20 protein-coding genes are annotated in these 23,000 nt (G+C 62.7%); 9 read left to right on the top strand and 11 right to left on the bottom strand.

Features of this window, described 5'->3' with window-relative positions; all coding sequences use genetic code 11:
- The first annotated feature begins 114 nt into the window (after positions 1–114).
- From ACGYLI_RS00940 to ACGYLI_RS00930, 3 genes are all read left to right on the top strand, one after another.
- A complete protein-coding gene (locus tag ACGYLI_RS00940) occupies positions 115–570 on the top strand; it encodes an Lrp/AsnC family transcriptional regulator (protein ID WP_168611969.1) in 456 nt (151 codons plus the stop codon).
- On the top strand, positions 567–1,022 hold the full coding sequence (locus tag ACGYLI_RS00935) for an Lrp/AsnC family transcriptional regulator (protein ID WP_067262685.1): 456 nt from the start codon (positions 567–569) through the stop codon (positions 1,020–1,022). The genes ACGYLI_RS00940 and ACGYLI_RS00935 overlap by 4 nt, the downstream gene beginning before the upstream one ends.
- Positions 1,023–1,084: 62 nt before the next feature.
- Positions 1,085–2,209, top strand: coding sequence for an aminotransferase class V-fold PLP-dependent enzyme (locus ACGYLI_RS00930; protein ID WP_394416409.1), 1,125 nt, complete (start codon positions 1,085–1,087; stop codon positions 2,207–2,209).
- 17 nt (positions 2,210–2,226) lie between these two features.
- On the opposite strand, the gene ACGYLI_RS00925 is transcribed toward ACGYLI_RS00930, so the two are convergent.
- Together ACGYLI_RS00925 and ACGYLI_RS00920 are read right to left on the bottom strand one after the other, a co-directional pair.
- Entirely contained in the window at positions 2,227–3,426 is a 1,200-nt protein-coding gene (locus tag ACGYLI_RS00925; protein ID WP_394416407.1) for a UbiH/UbiF family hydroxylase, read from the bottom strand.
- Complete coding sequence (locus ACGYLI_RS00920) at positions 3,426–4,073, bottom strand: pyrimidine 5'-nucleotidase (RefSeq protein WP_209218181.1); 648 nt, start codon at positions 4,071–4,073, stop codon at positions 3,426–3,428. The genes ACGYLI_RS00925 and ACGYLI_RS00920 overlap by 1 nt, the downstream gene beginning before the upstream one ends.
- Positions 4,074–4,174: 101 nt before the next feature.
- On the opposite strand from ACGYLI_RS00920, the gene ACGYLI_RS00915 reads away from it, so the two are divergent.
- Entirely contained in the window at positions 4,175–4,828 is a 654-nt protein-coding gene (locus ACGYLI_RS00915; protein ID WP_209217897.1) for a GntR family transcriptional regulator, read from the top strand.
- Here the strand turns inward: ACGYLI_RS00915 and ACGYLI_RS00910 are convergent.
- Complete coding sequence (locus tag ACGYLI_RS00910) at positions 4,779–6,722, bottom strand: glycosyltransferase (protein ID WP_394416405.1); 1,944 nt, start codon at positions 6,720–6,722, stop codon at positions 4,779–4,781. The two genes, ACGYLI_RS00915 and ACGYLI_RS00910, sit on opposite strands and share 50 nt — an antisense overlap.
- Before the next feature lie 93 nt (positions 6,723–6,815).
- Positions 6,816–7,976 carry a glutamine-hydrolyzing carbamoyl-phosphate synthase small subunit gene (gene carA / locus ACGYLI_RS00905; protein WP_394416403.1) on the bottom strand — a complete coding sequence of 387 codons (1,161 nt, stop codon included), beginning with the start codon at positions 7,974–7,976 and terminating at the stop codon, positions 6,816–6,818.
- A 194-nt stretch (positions 7,977–8,170) separates the two neighbouring features.
- On the opposite strand from carA, the gene ACGYLI_RS00900 reads away from it, so the two are divergent.
- Positions 8,171–8,629 (top strand): GatB/YqeY domain-containing protein, encoded by a 459-nt coding sequence (locus ACGYLI_RS00900; RefSeq protein WP_067262660.1) that lies wholly within the window; start codon positions 8,171–8,173, stop codon positions 8,627–8,629.
- A gap of 50 nt (positions 8,630–8,679) precedes the next feature.
- On the opposite strand, the gene ACGYLI_RS00895 is transcribed toward ACGYLI_RS00900, so the two are convergent.
- The 5 genes from ACGYLI_RS00895 to ACGYLI_RS00875 all read right to left on the bottom strand — a co-directional run bounded on the left by ACGYLI_RS00895 (position 8,680) and on the right by ACGYLI_RS00875 (position 15,226).
- On the bottom strand, positions 8,680–9,162 hold the full coding sequence (locus tag ACGYLI_RS00895) for a DUF2244 domain-containing protein (protein WP_168611976.1): 483 nt from the start codon (positions 9,160–9,162) through the stop codon (positions 8,680–8,682).
- Between the two features lie 79 nt (positions 9,163–9,241).
- Positions 9,242–9,616 (bottom strand): VOC family protein, encoded by a 375-nt coding sequence (locus ACGYLI_RS00890; RefSeq protein WP_394416401.1) that lies wholly within the window; start codon positions 9,614–9,616, stop codon positions 9,242–9,244.
- A gap of 49 nt (positions 9,617–9,665) precedes the next feature.
- A complete protein-coding gene (locus tag ACGYLI_RS00885) occupies positions 9,666–13,106 on the bottom strand; it encodes a pyruvate carboxylase (protein ID WP_394416399.1) in 3,441 nt (1,146 codons plus the stop codon).
- A gap of 101 nt (positions 13,107–13,207) precedes the next feature.
- A complete protein-coding gene (locus ACGYLI_RS00880) occupies positions 13,208–14,356 on the bottom strand; it encodes an alpha-hydroxy acid oxidase (RefSeq protein ID WP_394416397.1) in 1,149 nt (382 codons plus the stop codon).
- A 96-nt stretch (positions 14,357–14,452) separates the two neighbouring features.
- A complete protein-coding gene (locus ACGYLI_RS00875; RefSeq protein ID WP_394416395.1) occupies positions 14,453–15,226 on the bottom strand; it encodes a hypothetical protein in 774 nt (257 codons plus the stop codon).
- Positions 15,227–15,420: 194 nt separating this feature from the next.
- On the opposite strand from ACGYLI_RS00875, the gene ACGYLI_RS00870 reads away from it, so the two are divergent.
- A complete protein-coding gene (locus tag ACGYLI_RS00870; RefSeq protein ID WP_394416393.1) occupies positions 15,421–17,838 on the top strand; it encodes an ATP-dependent helicase in 2,418 nt (805 codons plus the stop codon).
- Between the two features lie 238 nt (positions 17,839–18,076).
- On the opposite strand, the gene ACGYLI_RS00865 is transcribed toward ACGYLI_RS00870, so the two are convergent.
- A complete protein-coding gene (locus ACGYLI_RS00865) occupies positions 18,077–18,280 on the bottom strand; it encodes a DUF1127 domain-containing protein (RefSeq protein WP_271693367.1) in 204 nt (67 codons plus the stop codon).
- A gap of 610 nt (positions 18,281–18,890) precedes the next feature.
- Here ACGYLI_RS00865 and ACGYLI_RS00860 point away from each other — a divergent pair.
- Positions 18,891–19,955: an Mrp/NBP35 family ATP-binding protein gene (locus ACGYLI_RS00860; protein WP_394416391.1), complete on the top strand. Its 1,065-nt coding sequence runs from the start codon at positions 18,891–18,893 to the stop codon at positions 19,953–19,955.
- Positions 19,956–19,973: 18 nt separating this feature from the next.
- Here ACGYLI_RS00860 and ACGYLI_RS00855 read toward each other — a convergent pair whose 3' ends face one another.
- The gene (locus ACGYLI_RS00855; protein WP_209217906.1) at positions 19,974–20,741 is read right to left on the bottom strand and encodes a hypothetical protein; all 768 of its coding nucleotides are present in this window, start codon (positions 20,739–20,741) and stop codon (positions 19,974–19,976) included.
- Positions 20,742–21,518: 777 nt separating this feature from the next.
- Here ACGYLI_RS00855 and mraZ point away from each other — a divergent pair.
- Positions 21,519–22,010, top strand: coding sequence for a division/cell wall cluster transcriptional repressor MraZ (gene mraZ, locus ACGYLI_RS00850; RefSeq protein ID WP_082851962.1), 492 nt, complete (start codon positions 21,519–21,521; stop codon positions 22,008–22,010).
- Between the two features lie 4 nt (positions 22,011–22,014).
- A complete protein-coding gene (rsmH, locus tag ACGYLI_RS00845; protein WP_394416389.1) occupies positions 22,015–22,998 on the top strand; it encodes a 16S rRNA (cytosine(1402)-N(4))-methyltransferase RsmH in 984 nt (327 codons plus the stop codon).
- Positions 22,999–23,000 lie beyond the last annotated feature (2 nt).

Below are 23,000 nucleotides of genomic sequence, written 5' to 3'. Positions count from 1 at the left end.
CTCGTTCTGGGTCTCACCATAGCGAAGTCGCGCGCAGTAGCCATTGTCATCGCAGAGGTATTTGTGAAAGGATGAAGATGGTTATTCGTGGTATCTATATAAAACGGAAAAATCATGCTTGATGATCTGGATCGCCGTATTCTGCGCTATTGGCAGGCGGAGCCGAGTCTCAGTCCCGGGGAGTTGGCGGAGCGGTGCAATATCACCTCCGGCAAAGCGGCGCGGCGGATTGCGCGGCTCCAAGATCAGGGGATCGTGCAGGGCAGCGGGGTGGTGATTGATTGGGCGGCGCTTGGCTATGCTTTGGAGGTGTCCTTGCGGGTGACCTTGGACAAGACGCAGGCGAATGCTTTTGATGTTTTCATGGCCGAGGCGCGGCAGGTGCCTGAGGTGATCGAGTTGCAGACCTTTTTGGGGCGGGTCGATCTGCGGCTGTCGATCATTGCGCGGGACATGGGGCATTATCAGCAGATTTATCGCAGTCGCATCCTGACCCTGCCGCATATCGCTGAGATTGAGGCGCTGATGCATGTCGCGCGGATCAAGACGCAGGAGGGGCTGCCGCTGTGATCGAGCTTGATGACATTGACCGTGCCTTGCTGCGGGCGCTGGCGCGGGACGCCAATCAAAGTGCCAGTGCCTTGGGGCGCCGTTTGGGCCTGTCGCAGCCTGCGACATGGCGGCGGATCAAACGGCTGGAGGAGGGCGGCGCGATTGCCGGGCGGCGGTTGCGCTTGAATGCCGAGGCTTTGGGTTTTGGCGTCACGGTGTTTTTGGGCATCAAGCTGGCCACGCGCGGGCGGGTCAGTTTGGAGGATTTCGAGCGGGCGGTTTCGGCCATTCCCGAGGTGCAGACAGTGGAACATGTTTTGGGGCTGTTCGACTATCGTCTGCGGGTCGTGGCGCGAGACCTACCGGATTTCGAGCGTGTGCTCAGGCGGCGGATCATGACCCTGCCCGGCGCGGGGGAGGTGGAGGCGAATGTGCTGTTGAGCGAAGAGCGCCTGCCGGGGCCGCTTTAGCCGCATTTGCCTTTTGCCGTGGCGGGCCATATGCCTTTGCTTCGAATGATGGAGGAAGAACAATGGCATTGCTCGACACGGTAGACCCTTCGGGGCTTGACGAATTCAGCGTGGTCTTTACCGACCGATCGCTCAACCACATGTCGGCGGAGTTTCAGCAGGTCATGGGCGACCTCTCGAACTGGCTGGGTGAGGTGTATAACGCCGATGCCGTGGCGCTGGTGCCCGGTGGCGGCACCTATGCGATGGAGGCCGTGGCGCGGCAGTTCGCGCGGGGGCAGGATGTGCTGGTGGTGCGCAACGGCTGGTTCTCTTACCGCTGGAGCCAGATCATCGAGAGTGCCGATCTGACCAATAGTGCCGAGGTGATGAAGGCGCGGATGCAGGGCAATGCCAGCCCCGCGCCCTTTGCGCCCGCCCCGATCGACGAGGTCACCGCCGCGATCCGCACGCAGAAGCCGCAGGTGGTGTTCGCCCCGCATGTGGAGACAAGCTCGGGCATGATCCTGCCGGATGACTATATTACGGCGATGGCCGCAGCGGCCCATGAGGTGGGCGCGCTGATGGTGTTGGATTGCATCGCCTCGGGCTGTGTCTGGGTGGATATGAAGGCGCTTGGGGTCGATGTGCTGATCTCGGCCCCGCAGAAGGGGTGGAGCGCCTCGCCCTCGGCCGGTTTGGTGATGTTGTCGGCGCGGGCCGAGGCGCGGCTGAATGAGACCACGTCGGACAGTTTTGCCATCGATCTGCGCAAATGGCGCGACATCATGAAGGCCTATGAGGCGGGCGGTCATGCCTATCACGCTACCATGCCGACGGACGCGCTGCGCGTGTTCCGCGATACGGTGAAAGAGACGCGGGACTATGGGTTCGACCGGCTGAAAGAGGCGCAGTGGCGTTTGGGCGAAGCGGTGCGTCAGGCCTTGGCCGACCGCGGCGTGACATCGGTCGCCGCAGAGGGGTTCGCCGCGCCGGGGGTGGTTGTGTGCTATACCGCCGATCCCGATGTGCAAAACGGCAAGGCTTTCGCCGCCCATGGCATGCAGATCGCCGCCGGGGTGCCGTTGCAGGTGGGGGAGCCAGATGATTTCCGCACCTTCCGTCTGGGGCTGTTCGGATTGGACAAGCTCTATGATGTCGACGCGACCGTGGCGCGGCTGACGGCGGTGTTGGACGAGGTTCTGTAAGACCCTCTGCGCCGCGGTCAGCGGCGCAGACCCAGCCCCATTTGCATCAACATCTTGCGCACCGGGGGCAGGGCGTAAAGCGCGTTAAGCCCCGCTGCGCGCGCGTCCCGGGCAAGCGGGCTGCTGGCTTGGCTGGCGCGGTTTAACAGGTCGATGCCCCGGACCCTGAGCGCGATATCGGCGTGGCGGGCCTTGTGATAGGCCTCCAGCATCTCGGCATCGCCGAGGCGTTCTGGTGCGGCGCGGGCGAGCTCCAGCAGAGTCGCCATATCGGTCAGCGACATGTTCAACCCCTGTGCCCCGATGGGGGGCAGCACATGGGCGGCTTCCGCCACGAGAGCCAGCCGTTCGGCAGAAAGACGTTTGGCCTCTTGGCTGATGATGGGCCAGAGGGCACGGGGGCTGGCGAGGGTGAGCGGGCCGAAGAGATTGGCCGACCGGGCGGTCGCCTCGGCCTCAAAGGCGGCGGGATCGAGCGTGGCGCGGGCTTGGGTTGCGGGCCCATCGTCCATCCAGACCACGGCGGAACAGGGCATCCCGTCGCGATCCGGCAGGGGTACGAGGGTGAAGGGCCCGCCCGAACGGTGTACCTCGGTCGAGACATTCTCATGCGGGATCGGGTGGGTCACGCAGAAGGCCAGCGCCTTCTGCCCGTAGCGGCGGGTGGTGACTTCGATCCCGGCGGCCTCGCGCATCGGGCTGTTGCGCCCGTCGGCGGCGATCACCAGCCGGGTTCTGATCCGGCTGCCATCGCTCAGCCCGACACGCGCTTCGCTTTGGCGGGTGAAAAGCGTGGTGGTGCCAGTGCCGGGGCGGAAATCGACGTTGGGCAGCTCGTTCAGCCGGGTCAGAATTTCGCGCCGCAGCAGCCAATTGGGAAAGTTCCAGCCGAAGGGTGCGTCAGAGATATCGGCGGCGTCGAACTCGCGCGTGACCCGCGGCGTCGGGTCTTCGCCGCCCGCATCGACGATCCGCATGATTTGCAGGGCGGCGGCATAAGGGGCAAGACGGTCCCAAAGACCCGCGTCCTCCAGCAGGCGCCGCGCCGGTTGCAGCAGCGCGGTGGAGCGCATGTCGGCTCCCTTGGCGGCGCCATCGGTGACGGGCGGGGTGGGGTCGACGCAGATCACATCGAAGCCCGCCGCGCCAAAGGCCGCCGCCGCGGTCAGCCCGGCGATGCCGCCGCCGGAAATCAGGATATCGCAATCGAAGGTCATCAGCCCGCCACCCGTGTTAAGAATTCGCAAAGATCTTGCGTATGGTAGTGGATGTGATCGCCTTCGCCACGTTCCGGGGCCACATGCACCGTGCGCATACCCAAAGCGTGGGGCGCGGCGAGGTTGCGTGGATCATCCTCGAACATGGCGGCGGATGCGGTCTGGAACCCGTCTATGCCAAAGACCTTGTCATAGGCGGCGGCTTCGGGTTTGGGCAGGAAATCAGCGTGTTCGACACCATAGACCGCGTCGAAAAGCCCCGAAAGGCCGCGGGCCTCAAGTACCCGTTCGGCGTAGGGCGCGCAGCCATTGGTGTAGACGATCCGCCGCCCCGGCAACACGCGAATGGCCTGAGCGAGCAGCGGGTCGGGGGTGAGCCGATCCATCGGGATGTCATGCACCTCGGTCAGGTAGGGGCCGGGGTCGACGCCGTGTTCGCGCATCAAGCCGGCCAGCGTGGTGCCATAGGTCTGCCAATAATGCTGGCGCAGGTGGTTGGCCTCGGCGCGGTCGACCTTGATCGCGCGCATCACCCAATCGACCATACGGGCTTCGATCAGGTCGAAAAGCCGCGCCTCGGGCGGGTAGAGCGTCTGGTCAAGGTCGAAGACCCAAGTGGTGACATGAGAAAAAGCATCGCGCGGCATGGCGCAGAGGTAGGCCGAGACGGGCAGCCGCGCAAGCCCTGCCGGGTTGCGCAAATGGTCGCGGTGAGTAATGTGGCGCAACTTTCAAGGACTGATAGCTGATGCCCGACCCCAAGACCGGCCCGACCGACGCCTATTCGATGATTTTGGAGGCCATCGACATTGGCACCTATCGCCCCGGTGACCGCTTGGTGGAGAGCGAATTGGCCGAGCGTTTCGGCGTCTCGCGAACGCCGATCCGTGAGGCATTACAACGGCTTGAGACGCAGTCTCTGCTCATGCGCGATGGGCGCAGCCTGATCGTGGCCTCGCTGGATCACAACCAGATGGCCGAGCTTTACGTCGTCCGGGGCGAGCTGGAGGGGCTGGCCGCGCGTCTGGCGGCGCGCCATGCCACCGCCGAGGAGGTGCGCGTGCTGCGTGAGATGGTGGATGCCGACAACGCGCTGGCGGGCAATCCCAACGCGCTGGCACGGGCGAACAAACGGTTTCACAAGCAGATCCATCTGGCGTCGCACAACCGCTATTTGGTGCAGCAGCTCGACCTCGTGCACCGCTCTATGGCCTTGATGGCGACTTCATCCCTCGCGGTGGAGGGGCGGGGGGAGATTGCGCAGGCCGAACATAACCGCATCGTGGAGATGATCGAAGCCCGCGATGAGGATGGCGCGGATGAGGCGCTGCGCACGCATATCTCTGTCGCCTTCATGACGCGTTTGAAGCAGGAAGCGGCCCGGCGCGAGGATGATTTTTGAGCCTTTTGCGGGGTTTTACATAGCGCGGCAGGGTGTGCCCATGGGCGGTTTTGTCCCAGAAATGTGGGCTGCGATAGAGCTCAAGCAGCGCTTTGGCAGCGGCCAAGGCGCCCAATGCGAAGTAGAGTGGGCAGGTGATGACCCAAGGCAGCAGATGCCGTTGGCCCCGGTTTGAGACCGCGATGGTGGCGGCGCAGAAGCTCAGCAATTCCGACATAATGAACAGCGCGAAGATCGCCGTCAGGGCGGGTGGCGCAAGCCAGTCCGTGGCCGGGTGATACAGCCCGAAAAAACTCAGCCACAGCGACCAGAGAAGTGGCGCGAGGGCGAATTGCGAGACCGTGGCGAGAAAGATCGCCTGCACGCCGATGAACCGCAGGGGGCCGAGGTCTTTCAGCAGGGCGCGCGGTCTTTGCATATGGACCGCCCAAGTGATGAGATATCCCTTCAGCCAACGGGATCGTTGCCGCACCCAAGGCCAAGGACGGCAATTGGCCTCTTCAAAAGTGGTGGTGCGCATCAGTTCGGTCACATAGCCGCGCCGCGCCAGCCGGAGGCCCAGATCGGCATCCTCGGTCACGTTATGGGCGTCCCAAGCGCCGAGCCGTTCGAGGATGTCGCGCCGGAAAAACAGCGTGGTGCCGCCCAGCGGGACGACCAGCCCCAGCCGGGCCACGCCCGGTAGGATCACCCGCCACCAAGTCGCATACTCGATCGCAAAACAGCGGGCCATCCAATTGCCGCGGCTGTTGTAGAAATCTAGAACCCCTTGCAAACAAGCGGTATTTTCGGGCGCGTTGTGAAAGCGGGTCACAATTTGTTCGATCTGGTCCGGCTCCGGCGCATCCTCGGCATCCCAAACGCCGATGATGCTACCGCGGCAGAAATCGAGCGCGTAGTTTAGGGCGCGGGGTTTGGTTTTGAGCGCGCCGGCATCGGGCACTTCGATCACGCTGATCCAAGGTGGCAAGGGGGTGCGGGCGATGGTCTCACGGGTGAGCTTGTCACTCGCTTCGAGGACCAGAACCACCTCCAGCAGCGATTTGGGGTAGGTGAGCCGTGAAAGCCGCGCGATCAGCGCCTGCGCGATCTCTTCCTCATGCAGCAAGGGCACGAGGACCGAGACACGGGGCAGGCGAAATCCCTTAATCTCTGCGGCATTTGGCGACGACCGAGGGGGCTTGGGCCGGGTGAGAGAGGCCCAAATGGCCGCGGCCTTGAGCCCGCTGGTCAGCAGCAGAGTGAGCGCGCCGCAGAGCAGAGCGAGGGTAAGAACGGCGGAGGGGAAAAGCACCAGTAGCGCAAAGAGCGACAGCAAAATACCCCGCAACGCAACCCGCCTTTTCCAGCTGCGCACCCCCCAGTTCCGACAGCTTTCCGCATCCGCGACGCGGGTGACGGCATGTTCCGCGAGTTCCGCGGCATAGAGCCTGCCGATCTGGGTCTGCACCTGCCGGGGGTCGGCGACGACCAACACCAAGGTTTTCCCACGCTCCCCCAAGGCGTTGCAAAGGTGAGGAAAATCCGCGGGGCAACCGCTGGCCACGAAAAGCCGGTCCCCCAATTCCAGCCATGGCACGGCACCGAATTGCAGACAGAGGCGCGCGGGTATCCGGGGCGCAAGGCGTTGATCGCAGGGGCTGCGGAACAGGTCGACAGGTTGGGCGCCATATTGCCGGGCAAGCGCTTTGACGATGTCATCGGGGGCGACCAACCCTTCGGTGGCCAGAACTTCGCCAAGAGGGGCATCGATGCGGCGCTGTAGGTCAAGCCCGTGCAGCAGATCGCGCGGGCCAATGACCCCTGCGGCGATCAAATGCTCGCCCAACCGCATTCGGCGGGCGGGCGCGGTGGCCATCCGCGGCGCTGAGAGTTTCAGGCGAAGGTTGCTCATTCCGTGCCCCGTCGAGGTTCCGGAATGAGACTGGCAGGCGACCGTTAATCGAGAGTTAAAAGTCGCCTGTGCAATCACTGCATGTAGAAAATTTTACGCGCTGCGCTCGGCCATCGCTTCGCTGAAGCGTTCGAACAGGTAGTAGCTGTCCTGCGGGCCGGGGCTGGCTTCGGGGTGGTGCTGGACCGACCAAATCGGGCGGCCATCGACGCGGATACCACAGTTCGACCCGTCAAAGAGCGAGACATGCGTCTCGCGCACGCCCTCGGGCAGGGATTGCCCGTCGACCGCGAAACCGTGGTTCATCGAGGTGATCTCGACCTTGCCGGTGTCGTACTCCTTGACCGGATGGTTGGCGCCGTGGTGGCCGTGGCTCATCTTGACCGTGGTCGCGCCAAGCGCCAGCGCAAGCATCTGGTGCCCAAGGCAAATGCCAAAGACCGGCAGATCGGTTTTGTCCAGAACCTCGCGAATCATCGGCACGGCATAGGCGCCCGTCGCCGCTGGATCGCCCGGACCGTTGGAGAGGAAGACGCCATCGGGCTCATGGGCCATGATGTCGTCATAGGTCGCGGTGGCGGGCAGAACGGTGACATCGCAGCCGGCAGAGGCGAGGCAGCGCAGGATGTTGCGTTTCGCGCCATAGTCCACGGCGACGACCTTGTGCTTCGCTTCGGTCTGGGGCGCGTAGCCATCGGGCCATGCCCACCGCATCTCATTCCAGCGATAGGTCTGGGCGCAGGTCACGTCCTTGGCCAGATCCATCCCTTCGAGCCCGGCAAAATCGCGCGCGGCGGCGACCAGCGCTTCGATGTCGAAGTTACCATCCGGGTCGTGGGCGAGGGCGGCGTGCGGCGCACCTTGCTGGCGGATTGCGCGGGTCAGGCGGCGGGTGTCGACACCGCCGATGGCGATGCGCCCGCGCGACGCCAGCCAACCCGACAGCGGCTGAATGTTGCGCCAGCTGCTGGGCGTGGTGGGCATCCATTTGACGACCATGCCCGCGGCGACCGGATCGCCGGTCTCATCATCTTCGGGGTTGGTGCCCACATTGCCGATATGCGGGAAGGTGAAGGTCACGATCTGGCCCGCATAGGACGGGTCGGTCATGATCTCTTGGTAGCCGGTCATCGCGGTGTTGAAGCACAACTCCGCCACGGTCTGGCCGGTCGCGCCAAACCCCATGCCGTAGAAAATCGATCCATCCGCAAGGGCAAGGCAGGCGGTTGGGCGTGGGCGAGCGGGCGCGGACATGGGGCAGTCTCCGGGCAGAAAGGGGCGGGTAAACGGGTGGCAACCTAATCCCGCGCGGGCGCGGGGTCAATAGGCGGAGAGAAATGAGATATCGTTTCAGAACAGGGGTTTACCTGTGGTCGCCCCCCATTGCTCCGCGCGAAGAGAGCCGCTAAGCTGCGACCCTTGGATTTAGCGAAACACAGGAAACCACCATGTCATTGCGGATGCGCATCTCGGATGCTTTGAAACAGGCCATGAAAGACAAGGCGGCGGACCGGCTTTCGACGCTGCGGCTGATCAATGCCGCGATCAAGGACAAGGACATCGCCGCCCGGGCCAACGGCAAGGATGAGGGCGTGTCGGATGCCGAAGTGCTGGGCATCCTCAGCAAGATGGCCAAACAGCGTCAGGAATCGGCGCGCGCCTATGAAGAGGGCGGGCGGCTGGACCTTGCGGAGCGCGAGCGCGAAGAGGTCGAGGTGATCGAAGAATTCCTGCCAAGGCAGCTCAGCGTCACCGAAACCGCCGCCGCCGTGGATAAGGCCGTGGCCGATGTCGGCGCGACTTCGATCCGCGATATGGGCAAGGTCATGGGGCTGTTGAAAGAGCGTTATACCGGTCAGATGGATTTCGGCGCGGTGGGCCCGGTTATCAAAGACCGCCTGAGCTGAGCCGCGCTTGAGCTTTAGGCAGAGGGCTGGGCCGCAAGGTCTGGCCCTTTTCAGTTCCGCAGATGCCGTGCCAGATCGTCGTAAAGCGCGATGCGCTCTTCTTCGCTGAGAAAGGCGCCGATCTCAACCTCGCGGCCCTCGCCGCGTAGGGTGACGTAATGCGGCACGGGGCCGTCATCGTCGTATTTCTTCACTTGGGTCCAGTAGCGGTTACAGTCCCAATCCTTGACCTCGCCCTTGGCGGTGGTGTGCACCAGCCGCGCCGTGGTGTCGTCGAGGGTCAGCACCTCTTCGATCTGGCGGGCGCGGTGATTGTGTTGCAAGGCCCAATAGACCGCCCCCAAGGCCAGAAGCACGAAGGGCAGCAGCCCCCAGAGCAGGGCGGTGCCGAGCATGGCGAAAAGCGGAATCATAGCCAGCGTAAAAGTGGCCAGCATAAAGGCCGCAAAACCGCGCGCGGGCAGGGATTGATGCGGCCAAAGGCGCATCTGCTGCGGAGTGGCGCGGGGCGGGGTGGTCCATTCGTAGGGCATGGGATCGCTTAGGCTCAGTCAAAAGCCAAAATAGCGATGGGCCGGGCAATGGCAATGCGGCGCGGAGCCGCGGGAGGGGTCAATCGCCCAGCAAATCCCAGCGGTTTCCGAAAGGGTCGCGAAAAACGGCCACTTTGCCATAGGGCTCATGACGCGGTTCTTCTTCGAAGGTCACGCCCGCAGCGGTCAGACGGTCGAATTCCGCCGCGAAATCCTCGACCTTCAAGAACAGCCAAACACGGCCCGCACCCTGATTGCCGATGGCGGCGCGCTGCGCCTCTCCGTCCGCGCGGGCCAGAACGAACCCCGTCTCGGCGCCGGGCGGGGTGACCCGGACCCAGCGTTTGCGGCCTTGGTCGACGTCCTCGGTCAGTTCGAACCCCATGACGCCGCAGTGAAAGGCGATGCCGGCGTCATAGTCGGGGACGATCAGGGTTATCGCAGAGAGATGCATCGGCTCGCTCCTTGTGGGGGCACGGCAAGGGGCCGCGCCCGGGGGTGATTTACTCGAACTCGACAAGCAGGTCCTTCGCATCGATCTGGCCACCGGCTTGCACATGCACGGCCTTTACCACCGCATCGCGTTCCGCGTGGAGGCCCGTCTCCATCTTCATCGCCTCGATGGTCAAGATCAGGTCGCCCGCCTTGACCTGCTGCCCCGCCTTCACCCCGACGGAGGCCACGACCCCCGGCATCGGCGCGCCGATGTGATCGGGATTGCCCGCCTCGGCCTTGGGGCGCTGCACCGTGGCATCCTTGACCAGCCGGTTCGCCACGCGGATCACCCGCGGCTGGCCGTTGAGTTCAAAGAAGACCTTCACCTCGCCATCCTCTCCGGCCTCGGATTCGGCCTGAAGACGGATTTCCAAGGTTTTGCCGGGGTCGATCTCGGCCGAGATCTCCGCCCCCGGTTCCATGCCGTAGAAGAAGGTATGAGTGGGCAGGGTGCGCACCGGGCCATAGATGCGGTGGCGGCCCATGTAGTCGAGGAAAACCTTGGGATACATCAGGTAGCCGCAAAGGTCTTCGTCGTCGATCTGCATGCCGTCCAACTGCTCGGAAAGCTCCTTGCGAACGGCCTCAAGATCGACGGGTTCCAGATGTTTGCCGGGGCGTTCGGTGTTCGGCGTCTCGCCTTTCAGCACCTTCTTGACGATGCCCGCTGGGAAGCCATTCGGCGGCTGGCCGAGGTTGCCGCGCATCATGTCGATCACGCTGTCGGGGAAGGAGACATCGACATTCGGGTCTTCGACCTGCGCGCGGGTCAGCCCTTGGGACACCATCATCAGCGCCATGTCGCCCACGACTTTGGACGAGGGCGTGACCTTCACGATGTCGCCGAACATCTGGTTCACGTCCGCATAGGTGCGCGCCACCTCGGGCCAGCGGTCTTCTAGCCCCATGGAGGCGGCCTGCGCCTTGAGGTTGGTGAACTGGCCGCCGGGCATTTCATGGAGGTAAACCTCGGAGGAGGGCGCCTGCATCCCGGTCTCGAAGGCGGCATAGTGGCCGCGCACTTCTTCCCAGTAATCAGAGATTTCGCGCACGGCCTTCATGTCGATCCCGGTGTCGCGGTCGGTGTGTTGCAAGGCTGAGACCACGGTGCCGAGCGTCGCCTGAGAGGTGTTGCCCGAAAGCGCATCCATCGCGCAGTCGACCGCATCGACGCCCGCCTCGGAGGCCGCGAGGATGGTGGCCGTGGCACTGCCCGCCGTGTCATGGGTGTGGAAATGGATCGGCAAACCAACCTCGGATTTCAACGCTTTGACCAGCGCGCGGGCCTGAGCGGGTTTCAACAGGCCTGCCATATCTTTTAGCCCCAGCACGTGCGCGCCGGCGGCTTTCAGATCCTTGCCCATGTTGACGTAATACTGAAGGTCGTATTTCGCGCGGTCCGGGTCAAAGATGTCGCCCGTGTAGCAGATCGTGCCCTCGCAAATCTTGCCGGATTCGACGACCGCATCCATCGCCACGCGCATGTTCTCAACCCAGTTGAGACTGTCGAACACGCGGAACACATCGACGCCGGTATTGGCCGCCGTGGCCACGAATTTCTGCACCACGTTGTCGGGGTAATTGGTATAGCCCACCCCGTTGGAGGCGCGCAGCAGCATTTGGGTCATCACATTGGGCAGGGCCGCGCGCAGGTCGCGCAAGCGTTGCCACGGGCATTCCTGCAAGAAGCGATAGGCCACATCGAAAGTCGCCCCGCCCCAGCATTCGACCGAGAAGAGCTGCGGCAGATTGGCGGCATAGGCGGGGGCCACCTTAATCATATCGAGGCTGCGCATCCGCGTGGCCAAGAGCGACTGATGCGCATCGCGCATGGTAGTGTCGGTGATGAGCAGTTGACGCTGTTGGCCCATCCACTCGGCCACCGCCTCGGGGCCCTTTTGTTCCAAGAGGTTACGCGTGCCCATCTGCGGCTCGCCGCGCAGCGCGGGCGGCCTCGGGTCACGGACATGGGCGGCGGGCAGGGCGTGGCCCTTGGTCTCTGGATGGCCGTTTACGGTGATGTCGGCGATATAGGTCAGCACCTTGGTCGCACGGTCGCGGCGTTGCTCGAACTGGAACAGCTCGGGCGTCTCGTCGATGAATTTGGTGGTGTATTCATTGCTCAGAAACGTCGGATGTTTCAGCAGGTTCTCGACGAAGGCGATGTTGGTGCTGACCCCGCGCACCCGGAACTCGCGCAGAGCGCGGTCCATCCGGGCGATGGCCATCTCGGGCGTCGGCGCCTTGGCGGTGACCTTGGTCAGCAGGCTGTCGTAATAGCGCGTGATGACCCCGCCCGCGTAAGCAGTGCCACCGTCGAGCCGGATGCCCATGCCGGTGGCCGAGCGGTAGGCGGTGATGCGGCCATAGTCGGGGATGAAATTGTTCTGCGGGTCTTCGGTGGTGACGCGGGTTTGCAGGGCGTGACCGGTGAGGGTGATGTCCTCTTGCCGCGCCTTGCCCGTCGCCTCGGCCAGCGGTTTGCCCTCGGCGATGAGGATCTGCGCGCGGACAATGTCGATGCCGGTGACTTCTTCGGTGACGGTATGTTCGACCTGTACGCGGGGGTTCACCTCGATGAAGTAGAAATTCCCGGTTTCCATATCCATCAGGAATTCGACGGTGCCCGCGCATTCATAGTTCACATGGGCGCAGATTTTGCGGCCCAATTCGCAGATCTCGGCGCGTTGGTCTTCGCTCAGGTAAGGCGCGGGGGCGCGCTCAACCACCTTCTGGTTGCGGCGCTGGACCGAGCAGTCGCGTTCATAGAGGTGGTAAATGTCGCCCTGTTTATCGCCGAGGATCTGCACTTCGACATGGCGGGCGCGCAGGATCATCTTTTCCAGATAGCCCTCGCCATTGCCGAAAGCGGCTTCGGCCTCGCGGCGCCCTTCGCGGACTTTCTCTTCCAGTTCCTTTTCGGACATGATCGGCCGCATCCCGCGCCCGCCGCCGCCCCAAGAGGCCTTGAGCATCAGCGGATAGCCGACCTCGGCCGCCTCGGCGCGGATCGCGTCCATGTCTTCGCCCAGCACTTTGGTGGCGGGGATGACGGGCACGCCCGCCTCCATCGCGACGCGGCGGGCAGAGGCTTTGTCCCCCAAGGCGCGCATCGTCTCGGCCCGCGGGCCGATGAAGGTGATGCCGTTCTTCTCGCAGGCATCGACGAATTCCGGATTTTCCGACAGCAGGCCATAGCCCGGGTGGATGGCATCGGCGCCCGCCGCCTTGGCCACGCGGATCATCTCGTCGATGCTGAGATAGGCCGCGACGGGGCCGAGGCCCTCACCGATGCGATAGGCCTCGTCCGCTTTGAAACGGTGCAGGCCCAGCTTGTCCTCCTCGGCGTAGACCGCAACCGTTTTCTTGCCCATCTCATTGGCGGCGCGCATAATGCGGATCGCGATCTCACCACGGTTCGCGATCAGGATCTTTTTAAAATCGGTCACTGGCTGGTCTCCCCTGCTGGTTTTAAAGGCAGCTTAGGGATGCTGCGGTGCAGCGCAAGAGGGCTGTGGCCGTCTTTGTCACATTTCTGCAAGCTTTCCGATCAGAGCGGCGACAGATCAAAGGGAGGAGGGAGGTCGCGCAGGTTCTGCGCGCCCAGCTGTCCCATATTGGCGGTCAGGTCGCGGGCAAGCACATCAATCAGGTGATCGACCCCGCGCGGCCCAAGGGCGGCGAGGGCAAAGTGGAAGGCCCGGCCCAGCATGACAAAATCCGCGCCGAGCGCGAAGGCACGCAGGATATCAAGGCCCGATTCCACGCCGCTGTCAAAGATCACCGGCAGTTTCGTGGCGGCACGAATGGCGGGCAGCGCCTCGGCGCTGGCGGGGGCCGCGTCGAACTGACGGCCTGCGTGGTTCGAGACCCAGATCGCATCGGCCCCGGCCTTTTCCATCTTCGTGGCGTCTTCGGGGCGCAGCACGCCTTTGATCACCAGCGGCCCTTCCCAGTGATCGCGCAGCCAATGCAAATAGTCCCAATCGGGCGCGGTGCGCAGCAGATAGCCCACATGCGCGGTCGGCGGCAGGTTCGCGGTGGCCGTGCCTTCGGTGTATTTGTCGAGCATTTTCATATGCGGCAGACCCCGACGGGCCATGCCCATGGCCCAAGCGGGGCGCATCGCGACCTGCGCCAGCAGCCGTGGGGTCAGTTTGGGCGGGCTGGTCAGGCCAGAACGGGTTTGCCGCTCACGGCGCGAGGCGACTGGCACGTCGACGGTCAGGACCAAAGTCGTGAAACCCGCAGCCTTGGCCCGTGCCAGCATATCGGTTCGAATTTCCGGGTCGCGCGGCGGGTAGAGTTGGAACCAACCATGCGCGCCCAAATGGGGTGCGACATCTTCCGGGCAGGTTGCGGCCACGGTGGACAGGCCGAAGGGGATGCCGGCGCGACCCGCCGCGCGGGCAAGATGGGCTTCGGCATCGGGCCAGATCAGGCCGGACATGCCCAAGGGGGACATGCCGAAGGGCAGGGGAAGCTTTTGCCCCATCAGATCGACGCTGAGGTCAGGGGTGAATTCGCCGTGCAACACCGAAGGCATCAGCCCAACGCGGTCTAGGGCCGCGCGGTTGCGGTGTTTGGTGGCCTCCGTCCCAGTGGCGGAATCAAGGTATTCCCAAACGAATTTAGGCAGGCGCGACTGCGCGCGGCAGCGAAGGTCCGAAAGGGCGGGGTAGGTTGCATGTAGGTCCATGGCGGCATTTGCGCCAAAGGGTTACGGATTGTCCAGATGGCGTGGCTGCGTCGGAGCCGGGGTGAGGGCGCTGCCGTCCAGGTGGGGCGCAAACAGCTACTGCCGAAAAACGGACCGGGCGAGCGGTGCGGCCTCGCTTACCTTGCGGCCCGGCGGTGTCGGTAGGTTGTCGGCCATATCCACAAGGGCCGCGATGGCTGCTTCGATTTCGTCACCTTCGCTGGCGGCGGCGCCTTCCATGTCGATTAGATGAACGGTCGGATTGGCCTCAGCGTCCAGCCGTTCCTGCGCGATTGAGCGTAGCTCTTGCATGGTGCTGTCGATGGCGCGGCAGAGCCCGGCCAGCATCCCCGCCGACCCGGTAAGCTTCGCGGGATCGATCAGCCCCTTTTCGGCGGCATCCAGCACCGTCGAGATTTGTTCGAGTTTGAACGAAGATGTCGCCGCGAAATAGCGCACATCCTCAAACGCGAGGGTATCGCGGTTGTCCCGCTGCACCCGCTCCACGACAATGGCGCTGCCCACCACCCGGTCAAGACCGCGGTAGGATTGCACATGATGCAACGTGGTGTCCCAAATCAGCGGCCCGCGCGGCATATGCAGCATCTCGCGATAGCGGATTTGCCCCGCGTTTGAGACGCAGCGCGCATAGCGTTCATTGACCGCCTCGGCCTCTTCATGGGGCATGAAACTGTGCAGGGGGCGGTTTATCACCTCGCTCATCACCATGCCGCTATGCGCCTCATGGGCGGTGTTGAGGGCCAAAAGTTCGAAATGCCCGCTGTCCGCGTTCAATTCCGCAATGAACATCGGCAGTTTGAACCGGTCAATCTCTCGGCGCAGGACCGAAGTATCATCGTTTCTGAACATGAGCGGTTCCTCTCGTTTATCGTTGTGTCAGCACATTGCCGCCAAAGCATTATCAACGGGTAAAGATTTTCCCCGCATTTTAAATTCACCCGGTTTTGCCCGCAGCGGCGCCAAATCGGGACTTGAATATCTTTCGAAAGAACATTTGAGGAACGTCTCTTTATCTCGTACCCCGGACGCGCTAGATTGCGGGCATGAGTGATTTTGACGAAATGCACGCCTTTGAGGGCGCCTCCCTGTCCGCCCGCGCCATGGCCGCGCGTCCGCAGCCTTATCTGGAGGGGTTGAACCCCGCCCAACGGGCCGCGGTCGAGACGTTGGATGGCCCCGTGCTGATGCTTGCCGGGGCGGGCACCGGCAAAACGCGGGCGTTGACGGCGCGAATCGTGCATCTGCTCAACACCGGGCGCGCGCGCCCGCATGAGGTTCTGGCGGTCACCTTCACCAACAAGGCCGCGAGGGAAATGAAGACCCGCGTGGGCCAGATGCTGGGCCAGCAGGTCGAGGGGATGCCATGGCTCGGCACCTTTCACGCGATTTGCGTCAAGCTGCTGCGGCGGCATGCGGAATTGGTGGGGCTGAAAAGCAATTTCACGATTCTCGATACGGATGACCAGTTGCGCCTGCTCAAACAATTGGTCGCCGCCGAAGGGATCGACGACAAGCGCTGGCCCGCGCGGATGCTGGCGGGGATCATTGACGGCTGGAAAAACCGCGCGCTGACCCCAGACAAAATCCCGAGCGCGGATGCCGGGGCATACAATCACCGCGGGCCGGAAATTTACGCGCAATATCAACGCCGTCTGATCGAATTGAACGCGACCGATTTCGGCGATCTGCTGCTCCATATGGTGACGATTTTCCAGGCGCACCCGGATGTGTTGGCGCAGTATCAGCGCTGGTTCAAATACATCCTCGTCGACGAATATCAGGATACCAACGTGGCCCAATATCTGTGGCTGCGGCTTTTGGCACAGGGGCACAAGAACATCTGCTGCGTGGGCGACGACGACCAGTCGATCTATGGCTGGCGCGGGGCCGAAGTCGGCAACATCCTGCGGTTTGAAACGGATTTTCCCGGCGCCCATGTGGTCAAGCTTGAGCAGAACTACCGCTCGACCCCGCATATCCTCGCCGCCGCCTCGGGCGTGATCGCGGGCAATGAGGGGCGCTTGGGCAAGACTCTCTGGACCGAAGAGACGGAGGGCGAAAAGGTCCGTCTGATCGGCCATTGGGATGGCGAGGAAGAGGCCCGTTGGATCGGGGATGAGATCGAATCCGCGCAGCGCGGCACAAGAGGGCTCGACCCCTTCTCGCTTGACGATATGGCGATTCTCGTCCGGGCGAGCCACCAGATGCGCGCCTTTGAGGACCGGTTTTTGACCATTGGCCTGCCTTATAAGGTAATTGGCGGCCCGCGATTCTATGAGCGTTTGGAAATCCGCGACGCCATGGCCTATTTCCGCGTGGTCACCAGCCCCGATGATGATCTGGCTTTCGAGCGGATTGTAAACACGCCCAAGCGGGGTTTGGGCGAAAAGGCGCAGCAGAAAATCCAGCGCACGGCGCGGGATCATGGGGTGAACCTTGTCGAAGGCGCACGAATCCTTCTCGCCCATGGCGGGATCAGCGGCAAAGGGGCGGCGCAACTGCGGCTTTTGATCGACGGGATCGACCGTTGGTCGTCGATGTTGCAGGGCCCGCGGATTGAGATCAGCGAGGACGACTCGGTGCTCGATGATGGTGCCGCGCCGCTGCGGGTGGATTATGGCCCGCCTGAAGTGTCTCATGTCGAATTGGCCGAGATGATTCTCGACGAAAGCGGCTATACCGGCATGTGGCAGAATGACAAAACGCCCGAAGCGCCGGGGCGGCTGGAAAACCTCAAGGAACTCGTCAAAGCCTTGGAAGGGTTCGAGAACCTGCAGGGCTTCCTCGAACATGTCAGCCTGATCATGGATAATGAGCAGGAGGGCGATGGCGAGAAGGTCTCGATCATGACGCTGCACGCGGCCAAGGGTTTGGAATTCCCCATGGTTTTCCTGCCAGGCTGGGAAGATGGGCTGTTCCCCTCGCAGCGTTCGATGGATGAAAGCGGGATGAAAGGGCTCGAAGAAGAGCGGCGGCTGGCCTATGTCGGCATCACCCGGGCGGAGCGGATTTGCACCGTCTCTTTCGCTGCCAATCGCCGGGTCTTTGGCCAATGGCAAAATGCGATGCCGTCGCGTTTCATTGATGAGCTGCCCGAAGAACATGTGGATGTGCTGACCCCGCCGGGGCTTTACGGCGGTGGTTTTGGCGCGGCCATGCCGCAATCGGATCTACATGACCGCGCGGCAAGCGCGAATGTCTATAATTCACCGGGGTGGAAACGCCTGCAATCACGCAGCGGGGCGCGGGGCACCAGCCAGCCGCGCGAAAGCCGCAATGTCACGATCGACATGCAAGCGGTCGCCGCCTTTGAGATGGGCGAGCGTGTTTTCCACGATAAATTCGGCTATGGCGAAGTGATTGGCATCGAAGGCGACAAGATGGAAGTCGCCTTTGAGAAGGCCGGGACCAAAAAGGTCGTCTCGCGCTTCTTGACCGGCGGGAAAGACGTTCCCTTCTAAAAGCGTATCCTGGGGCGGGCTGCCAAAAGCCTGCCTCAACAAGGCCTTACAAACAAAAACGACGACACCTTGGGAGGAAGGTGCCGCCGTTTCTATGTCGGCCCGAAGCGTCGAGGGAGGGTCGGCTTCGGGTCTCCTTGCGGGGTCCGCCTCATTCAGGGAGGAGGAAAGTGACGCGCACCCCGGCTTTCAGACGGCAGAACAGGGAGGGGTTCTGACGTCCGATCTCTATTTCTGCTTAGCCGCGGGAAGATTCCCATGCGACGCGGCGCAGTTCGGAACGGCTCAGCCCAAGGTCGGCCAGTTCGCGGTTGCTCAACGCGCTCAGACCGTCGAAAGTTTCACGGTACAGACGGTGCTGTTTGTAGCGGGTTGCCAGTGCTTCGAATGCGCCGCCGATACGGGCGAAGACGGAAGTTGTGTTTGCGGTGGTTGTGTTCATGTAAGCCATTTCGGCGCCTCTTTTTTCATCTGTGGATCATCTCGTTGCCTGCTATTTACGCCCTTTCTGCATTTGCACAACGGGCATAAAGTCAATGCCGCTATGCAGAAAGCGCATAGGTTCTAAGGGGCGCAACTTGTTGATAAAAAACGGTTTTGCCCGCGCGGCAAAAGGGCGCAGGGTCATAAAACTGTCATATATGGGGAGGGGGGAAAGGGGGCGACGACATCTGGGAGGAGGTAGATGTCGCCGCCAATAACAGACACATCCGGGAGGAGGATGGACGCGTCTGGTCTTTCCAAACTTGCCTGCATCCGGGAGGAGGAGTGGATGCATCCAAGTCTTGGTAAAATCAGACACATTCGGGAGGAGGAGGAATGTGTCTGGTCTTTCCGAAAGCGGGGCGCTTGGCCCTGCCTATGAACATAAGTTAGCGCTAATTGCTGCGCCTGCACAATATTTCTTTTTGCAATGCTGCTATGCGGCAAAAACATGGTACCCCTGCGTAATCCTTGGGCATTGCGCCTCTTCCCTATGCAAAAAGGGCCGTCCCCTTGCGCTTGGCGCAGAACCTGCCATTTCAGAAGCCGTAATAGAGGAGAATTTGCGCATGTCTGTGACCAAAGCAGAAGTCGAAGCGGCGCTGGCGCGGGTGCAACTGCCCGACGGCAAGAGCCTGCTGTCCCATGATCTGGTCCGCGCGCTGGTGGTCGAAGGCGATAAGGTGCGATTCGTCATCGAAGCGCCCAATGCCGATGTGGCGCGGCAGATGGCACCGTTGCGCGACGCGGCAGAGCAGGTGGTCCGCGATCTGCCGGGTGTGGGTGATGTATCGGTCGCGCTGACCGCGCATGGCCCCGCACCGAAAGCGCCCAGTCTTAAGGTCGGCGGGCATCCCAAACCGCAAGAGGGGCCGATGAAACCCAGCGGCGTGAAGCGCATCCTCGCCATCGGCTCTGGCAAGGGCGGTGTGGGCAAATCCACCGTCAGCTCCAACCTTGCCGTGGCGCTGGCGCGGGCCGGGCGCAAGGTGGGGCTTCTGGATGCCGATATCTATGGTCCCAGCCAGCCGCGCATGATGGGGGTTAACAAGCGCCCCGCCAGCCCCGACGGCAAGACGATCATTCCCTTGCAGGCCCATGGCGTCACCATGATGTCGATCGGCTTCATGTTGGAAGAGGGTAAGGCCGTCGTCTGGCGTGGGCCGATGCTGATGGGCGCGCTGCAGCAGATGCTCGGGCAAGTGGAATGGGGTGAGCTTGACGTGCTGCTCGTCGATCTGCCGCCGGGCACCGGCGATGTGCAGCTGACACTTTGCACCAAGTCCGAGCTTTCGGGCGCCATCGTGGTCAGCACGCCTCAGGACGTGGCCTTGATCGACGCGCGCAAGGCGCTCGACATGTTCGCCACATTGAAAACCCCGGTGCTGGGATTGATCGAGAATATGTCGACATTCGTCTGCCCCGATTGTGGCTCTCAGCATGAGATCTTTGGCCAAGGCGGTGTGGCGGCAGAGGCCGAGAAGATGGGCGTGCCGCTTTTGGGCAGCCTGCCGATTGATCTCGATACCCGTTTGGCCGGGGACAGCGGCACGCCGGTCGCAGCGGGCGAGGGGCCGATGGCCGATGCCTATGCCCGGCTCGCAAAGGGCTTGATCGAGGGTGGCATGGCCTGATGGGGGCGGCGCGGGCGGTTAGCCCAGCTCGCGCCCTTCGATCAGGTGGCCGTAAAGTGTGGTCAGCATCGAGACGAAAACCAGCCCCTCTATAAGATAGAGCAGGGAATCTAGCATCAGCCGCAGGCCCGGGTCGGCGGGCAGCAACATGCTGGCGATCACGCCGAGTAGCGTGTTCACCACCGCCAGCAATACGGCCAGCGCCCAAAGCGTACCGGCCAAAGGCTCGGTCGCGCGCCAGCTGTCGCGGACCGACATGACGTGGCCCAGAGCGGCGGCGGGCAGCACGAGGCTGAGCCGCAGCGCCAGCCAAAGAAAGGCCACCCCTGCCACCAGTCCGATCAACAGCAGTGCCGCCGGGCTCGACCCGGTCAGCCCGCCCAGAAGTAGCATGGCAAGGCCGATGGGAATGGCCGCGAGAAACTGCACGAAGCCCAAAACGATGGCCCGCCAGACATAGGCCCAGAACAGCCCCATGCCCGGGCGCAGGGCGCTCCCGTCGTGATCAAGCAAGACATAGCGGTGCCAGAGGATGGCCATCAGCGCATAGCCAAGGATGCCCGCCAGCCCGCAGGCGATCAGGATCAGAAGTTGACCCGCAGGCGGCGGGGCGGCGTTCTCGATCACCTGATCCATGGCCCCAAGCGCATCTCCCGCCAGCAGGCCCGCGGCGGCGGCGGCCCCCATCACCCAGAGTACCGCAGGCAGGATCACCCGCAGCGTGGTTGAGGGCGCGTGAAAAAGCATGTTCAGCGCGTGGGTGAATAGAGCCGTGGCTTGGATCATGATGCACTCCCTCCGTTTCGCGCCATTACATGCCGTGCGTGGGCCGAAAGGACAAGATACCGCTGTCGGGAGGGGCTGCGCGGCTGGGAAAGCATGGGCCGCTGGGAGGCCATGGGAAAAGTCGCGGGAATGCATGGGAAGTCTGGGAAATCATGGGCGCCCCTTGCGCCATTGGGGGTCTTGCCCGATTCGCAGCCACGGGAATTGGCGTGCAATTCGAACGCTCTGAGCGCATTCTGCGGAACAGGCAACGAACACGTCCTGTGGATAACTATGTGAGCAAATTTTAGTGGGAAACTGTGGGATATTGTGCAGGTCCCAATTCGTTAACAAGATATAGTGTTTCAGACTTAAACGATCCCAAATTAAGCCATGCTGCGCCCGAAAAGTTATACCAGATGTTGTTCTCACAGCCTGTGCAAAACAAAATATTGGGCGGAAATCCAAAAAATATCTAGACGCCCATCAATTCCCATGGCATCCCTAATGCATCGGATGAGAACGGGACACGGGGCAGCAAACGACCCCAAAATAAATCAAAACCTAGCAGGTTTCATACAGGCACCTCGCTTTCATCAGACCAAAGAGATCCGGCGCGCGAGCGAGCAGACATCCCCCCAGGTGGCGCGCGCAGTCGGACTTCCCCCGCCAAGCTGCGGGACGTGGGCGGCGGGTTGATCAGTGGCAGCAGATCAACCCGCCGTTTCCATTTCCGGGGCAGGGGATTGAGGCGGACAACGAGTTTAAGCGCAAAGGCGCAAGAGGCAGGGACAACAAGTGAGCCGCAGGTTCAGAGGCGAAAGCCACCACAAGGTCGATACGAAGGGGCGGGTGTCTATCCCAGCCTCTTTTCGGCGTGTGTTGGAGGCTGGCGACCCGAACTGGAAGAACGGCGACAATCCCGAACTGGTCATCGTCTATGGCGACCACCGCCGGAACTACCTTGAATGCTATACCATGGAAGCCATCGAAGAGGTCGACGCCAAGATCGACCGCATGCCGCGTGGCTCCATGCAGCGCAAGGCGCTTCAGCGTCTGTTCCATGGTCAGTCTTTCCCCACGACGGTAGATGAGACAGGCCGTTTGGTGCTGCCCGCCAAGCTGCGCAACAAGATTGAACTCAACGGCGAGGCGTTCTTTATCGCCGCCGGTGACACCTTCCAAATCTGGAAGCCCGAAACCTACGAGACCGAGGAAGAGGCGTGGCAGCAAGAACTGCCCGACGATGTCGATCCGCTCTCGTTCCTTGATGGTGATATGGAGATCTGAGGGAATGGTTGCTGCCTCTGACCCTTCCGCCCCTCACACCCCCGTTCTGCTGCGCCCGATCCTATCTGCCGTGGCGCCCGTGGAGGGGGTTTGGCTGGATGGCACCTTTGGCGCGGGCGGCTATACCCGTGGCTTGCTTGAGGCCGGGGCCGCGCGTGTGGTGGCCGTCGACCGCGATCCACTGGCCTTCGAGATGGCGGCGGCATGGGCCGGTGACTATGGCGATCGGATCACCATGCAGCAGGGCGTCTTCTCGCGCATGGATGAATATGCCCAAGACCTCGATGGTGTGGTGCTGGACCTCGGTGTCTCCTCCATGCAGCTCGATCAGGCGGAGCGTGGCTTTTCCTTCATGAAAGATGGCCCGCTCGACATGCGGATGAGCCAAGATGGCCCCTCGGCTGCCGATCTGGTCAACGAGGCCGAGGAAGAGGTGATCGCCAATATCCTCTTTCAATACGGTGAAGAACGCGCCTCGCGCCGGATCGCCAAGGCCATTGTCCGCGCCCGCGAAGAGGCGCCGATCACCACCACGTTGGAATTGGCAAAGCTGGTCGAAGGCTGCCTGCCGCGCGCTAAGCCCGGCCAGAGCCATCCGGCAACCCGCAGTTTCCAAGCGCTTCGGATTGCGGTGAACAATGAATATGGCGAACTTTTTCAGGGGCTTATGGCCGCAGAGCGGGCGTTGAAGCCGGGCGGGAAGCTGGCGGTGGTGACCTTTCATTCGGTCGAGGACCGCATGGTGAAACGCTTCCTTACCGCACGCGCCGGGGCTGGGGGCAATGCCAACCGTTTCGCCCCCGCGCTGGAGCAGGCACCGCCGCAGTTCACGCTGAAATCCCGCAAGGCGATTGGCCCCGACGCGCAAGAATTGGAAGAGAACCCGCGCAGCCGGTCGGCCAAGCTGCGGGTCGCCACGCGCACCGACGCGCCCAGTGGTGAGATTGACGCGAAAGCCATCGGCATGCCGATGGTCAGGGGGATCTGAGT

Origin of the sequence: Sulfitobacter sp. 1A13421 (assembly GCF_043557285.1) — a bacterium.
GTDB classification, from domain to species: domain Bacteria; phylum Pseudomonadota; class Alphaproteobacteria; order Rhodobacterales; family Rhodobacteraceae; genus Sulfitobacter; species Sulfitobacter faviae.
The sequence above is the reverse complement of the archived record's forward strand: the minus strand, read 5'-3'. Positions and strand labels throughout refer to the sequence as shown.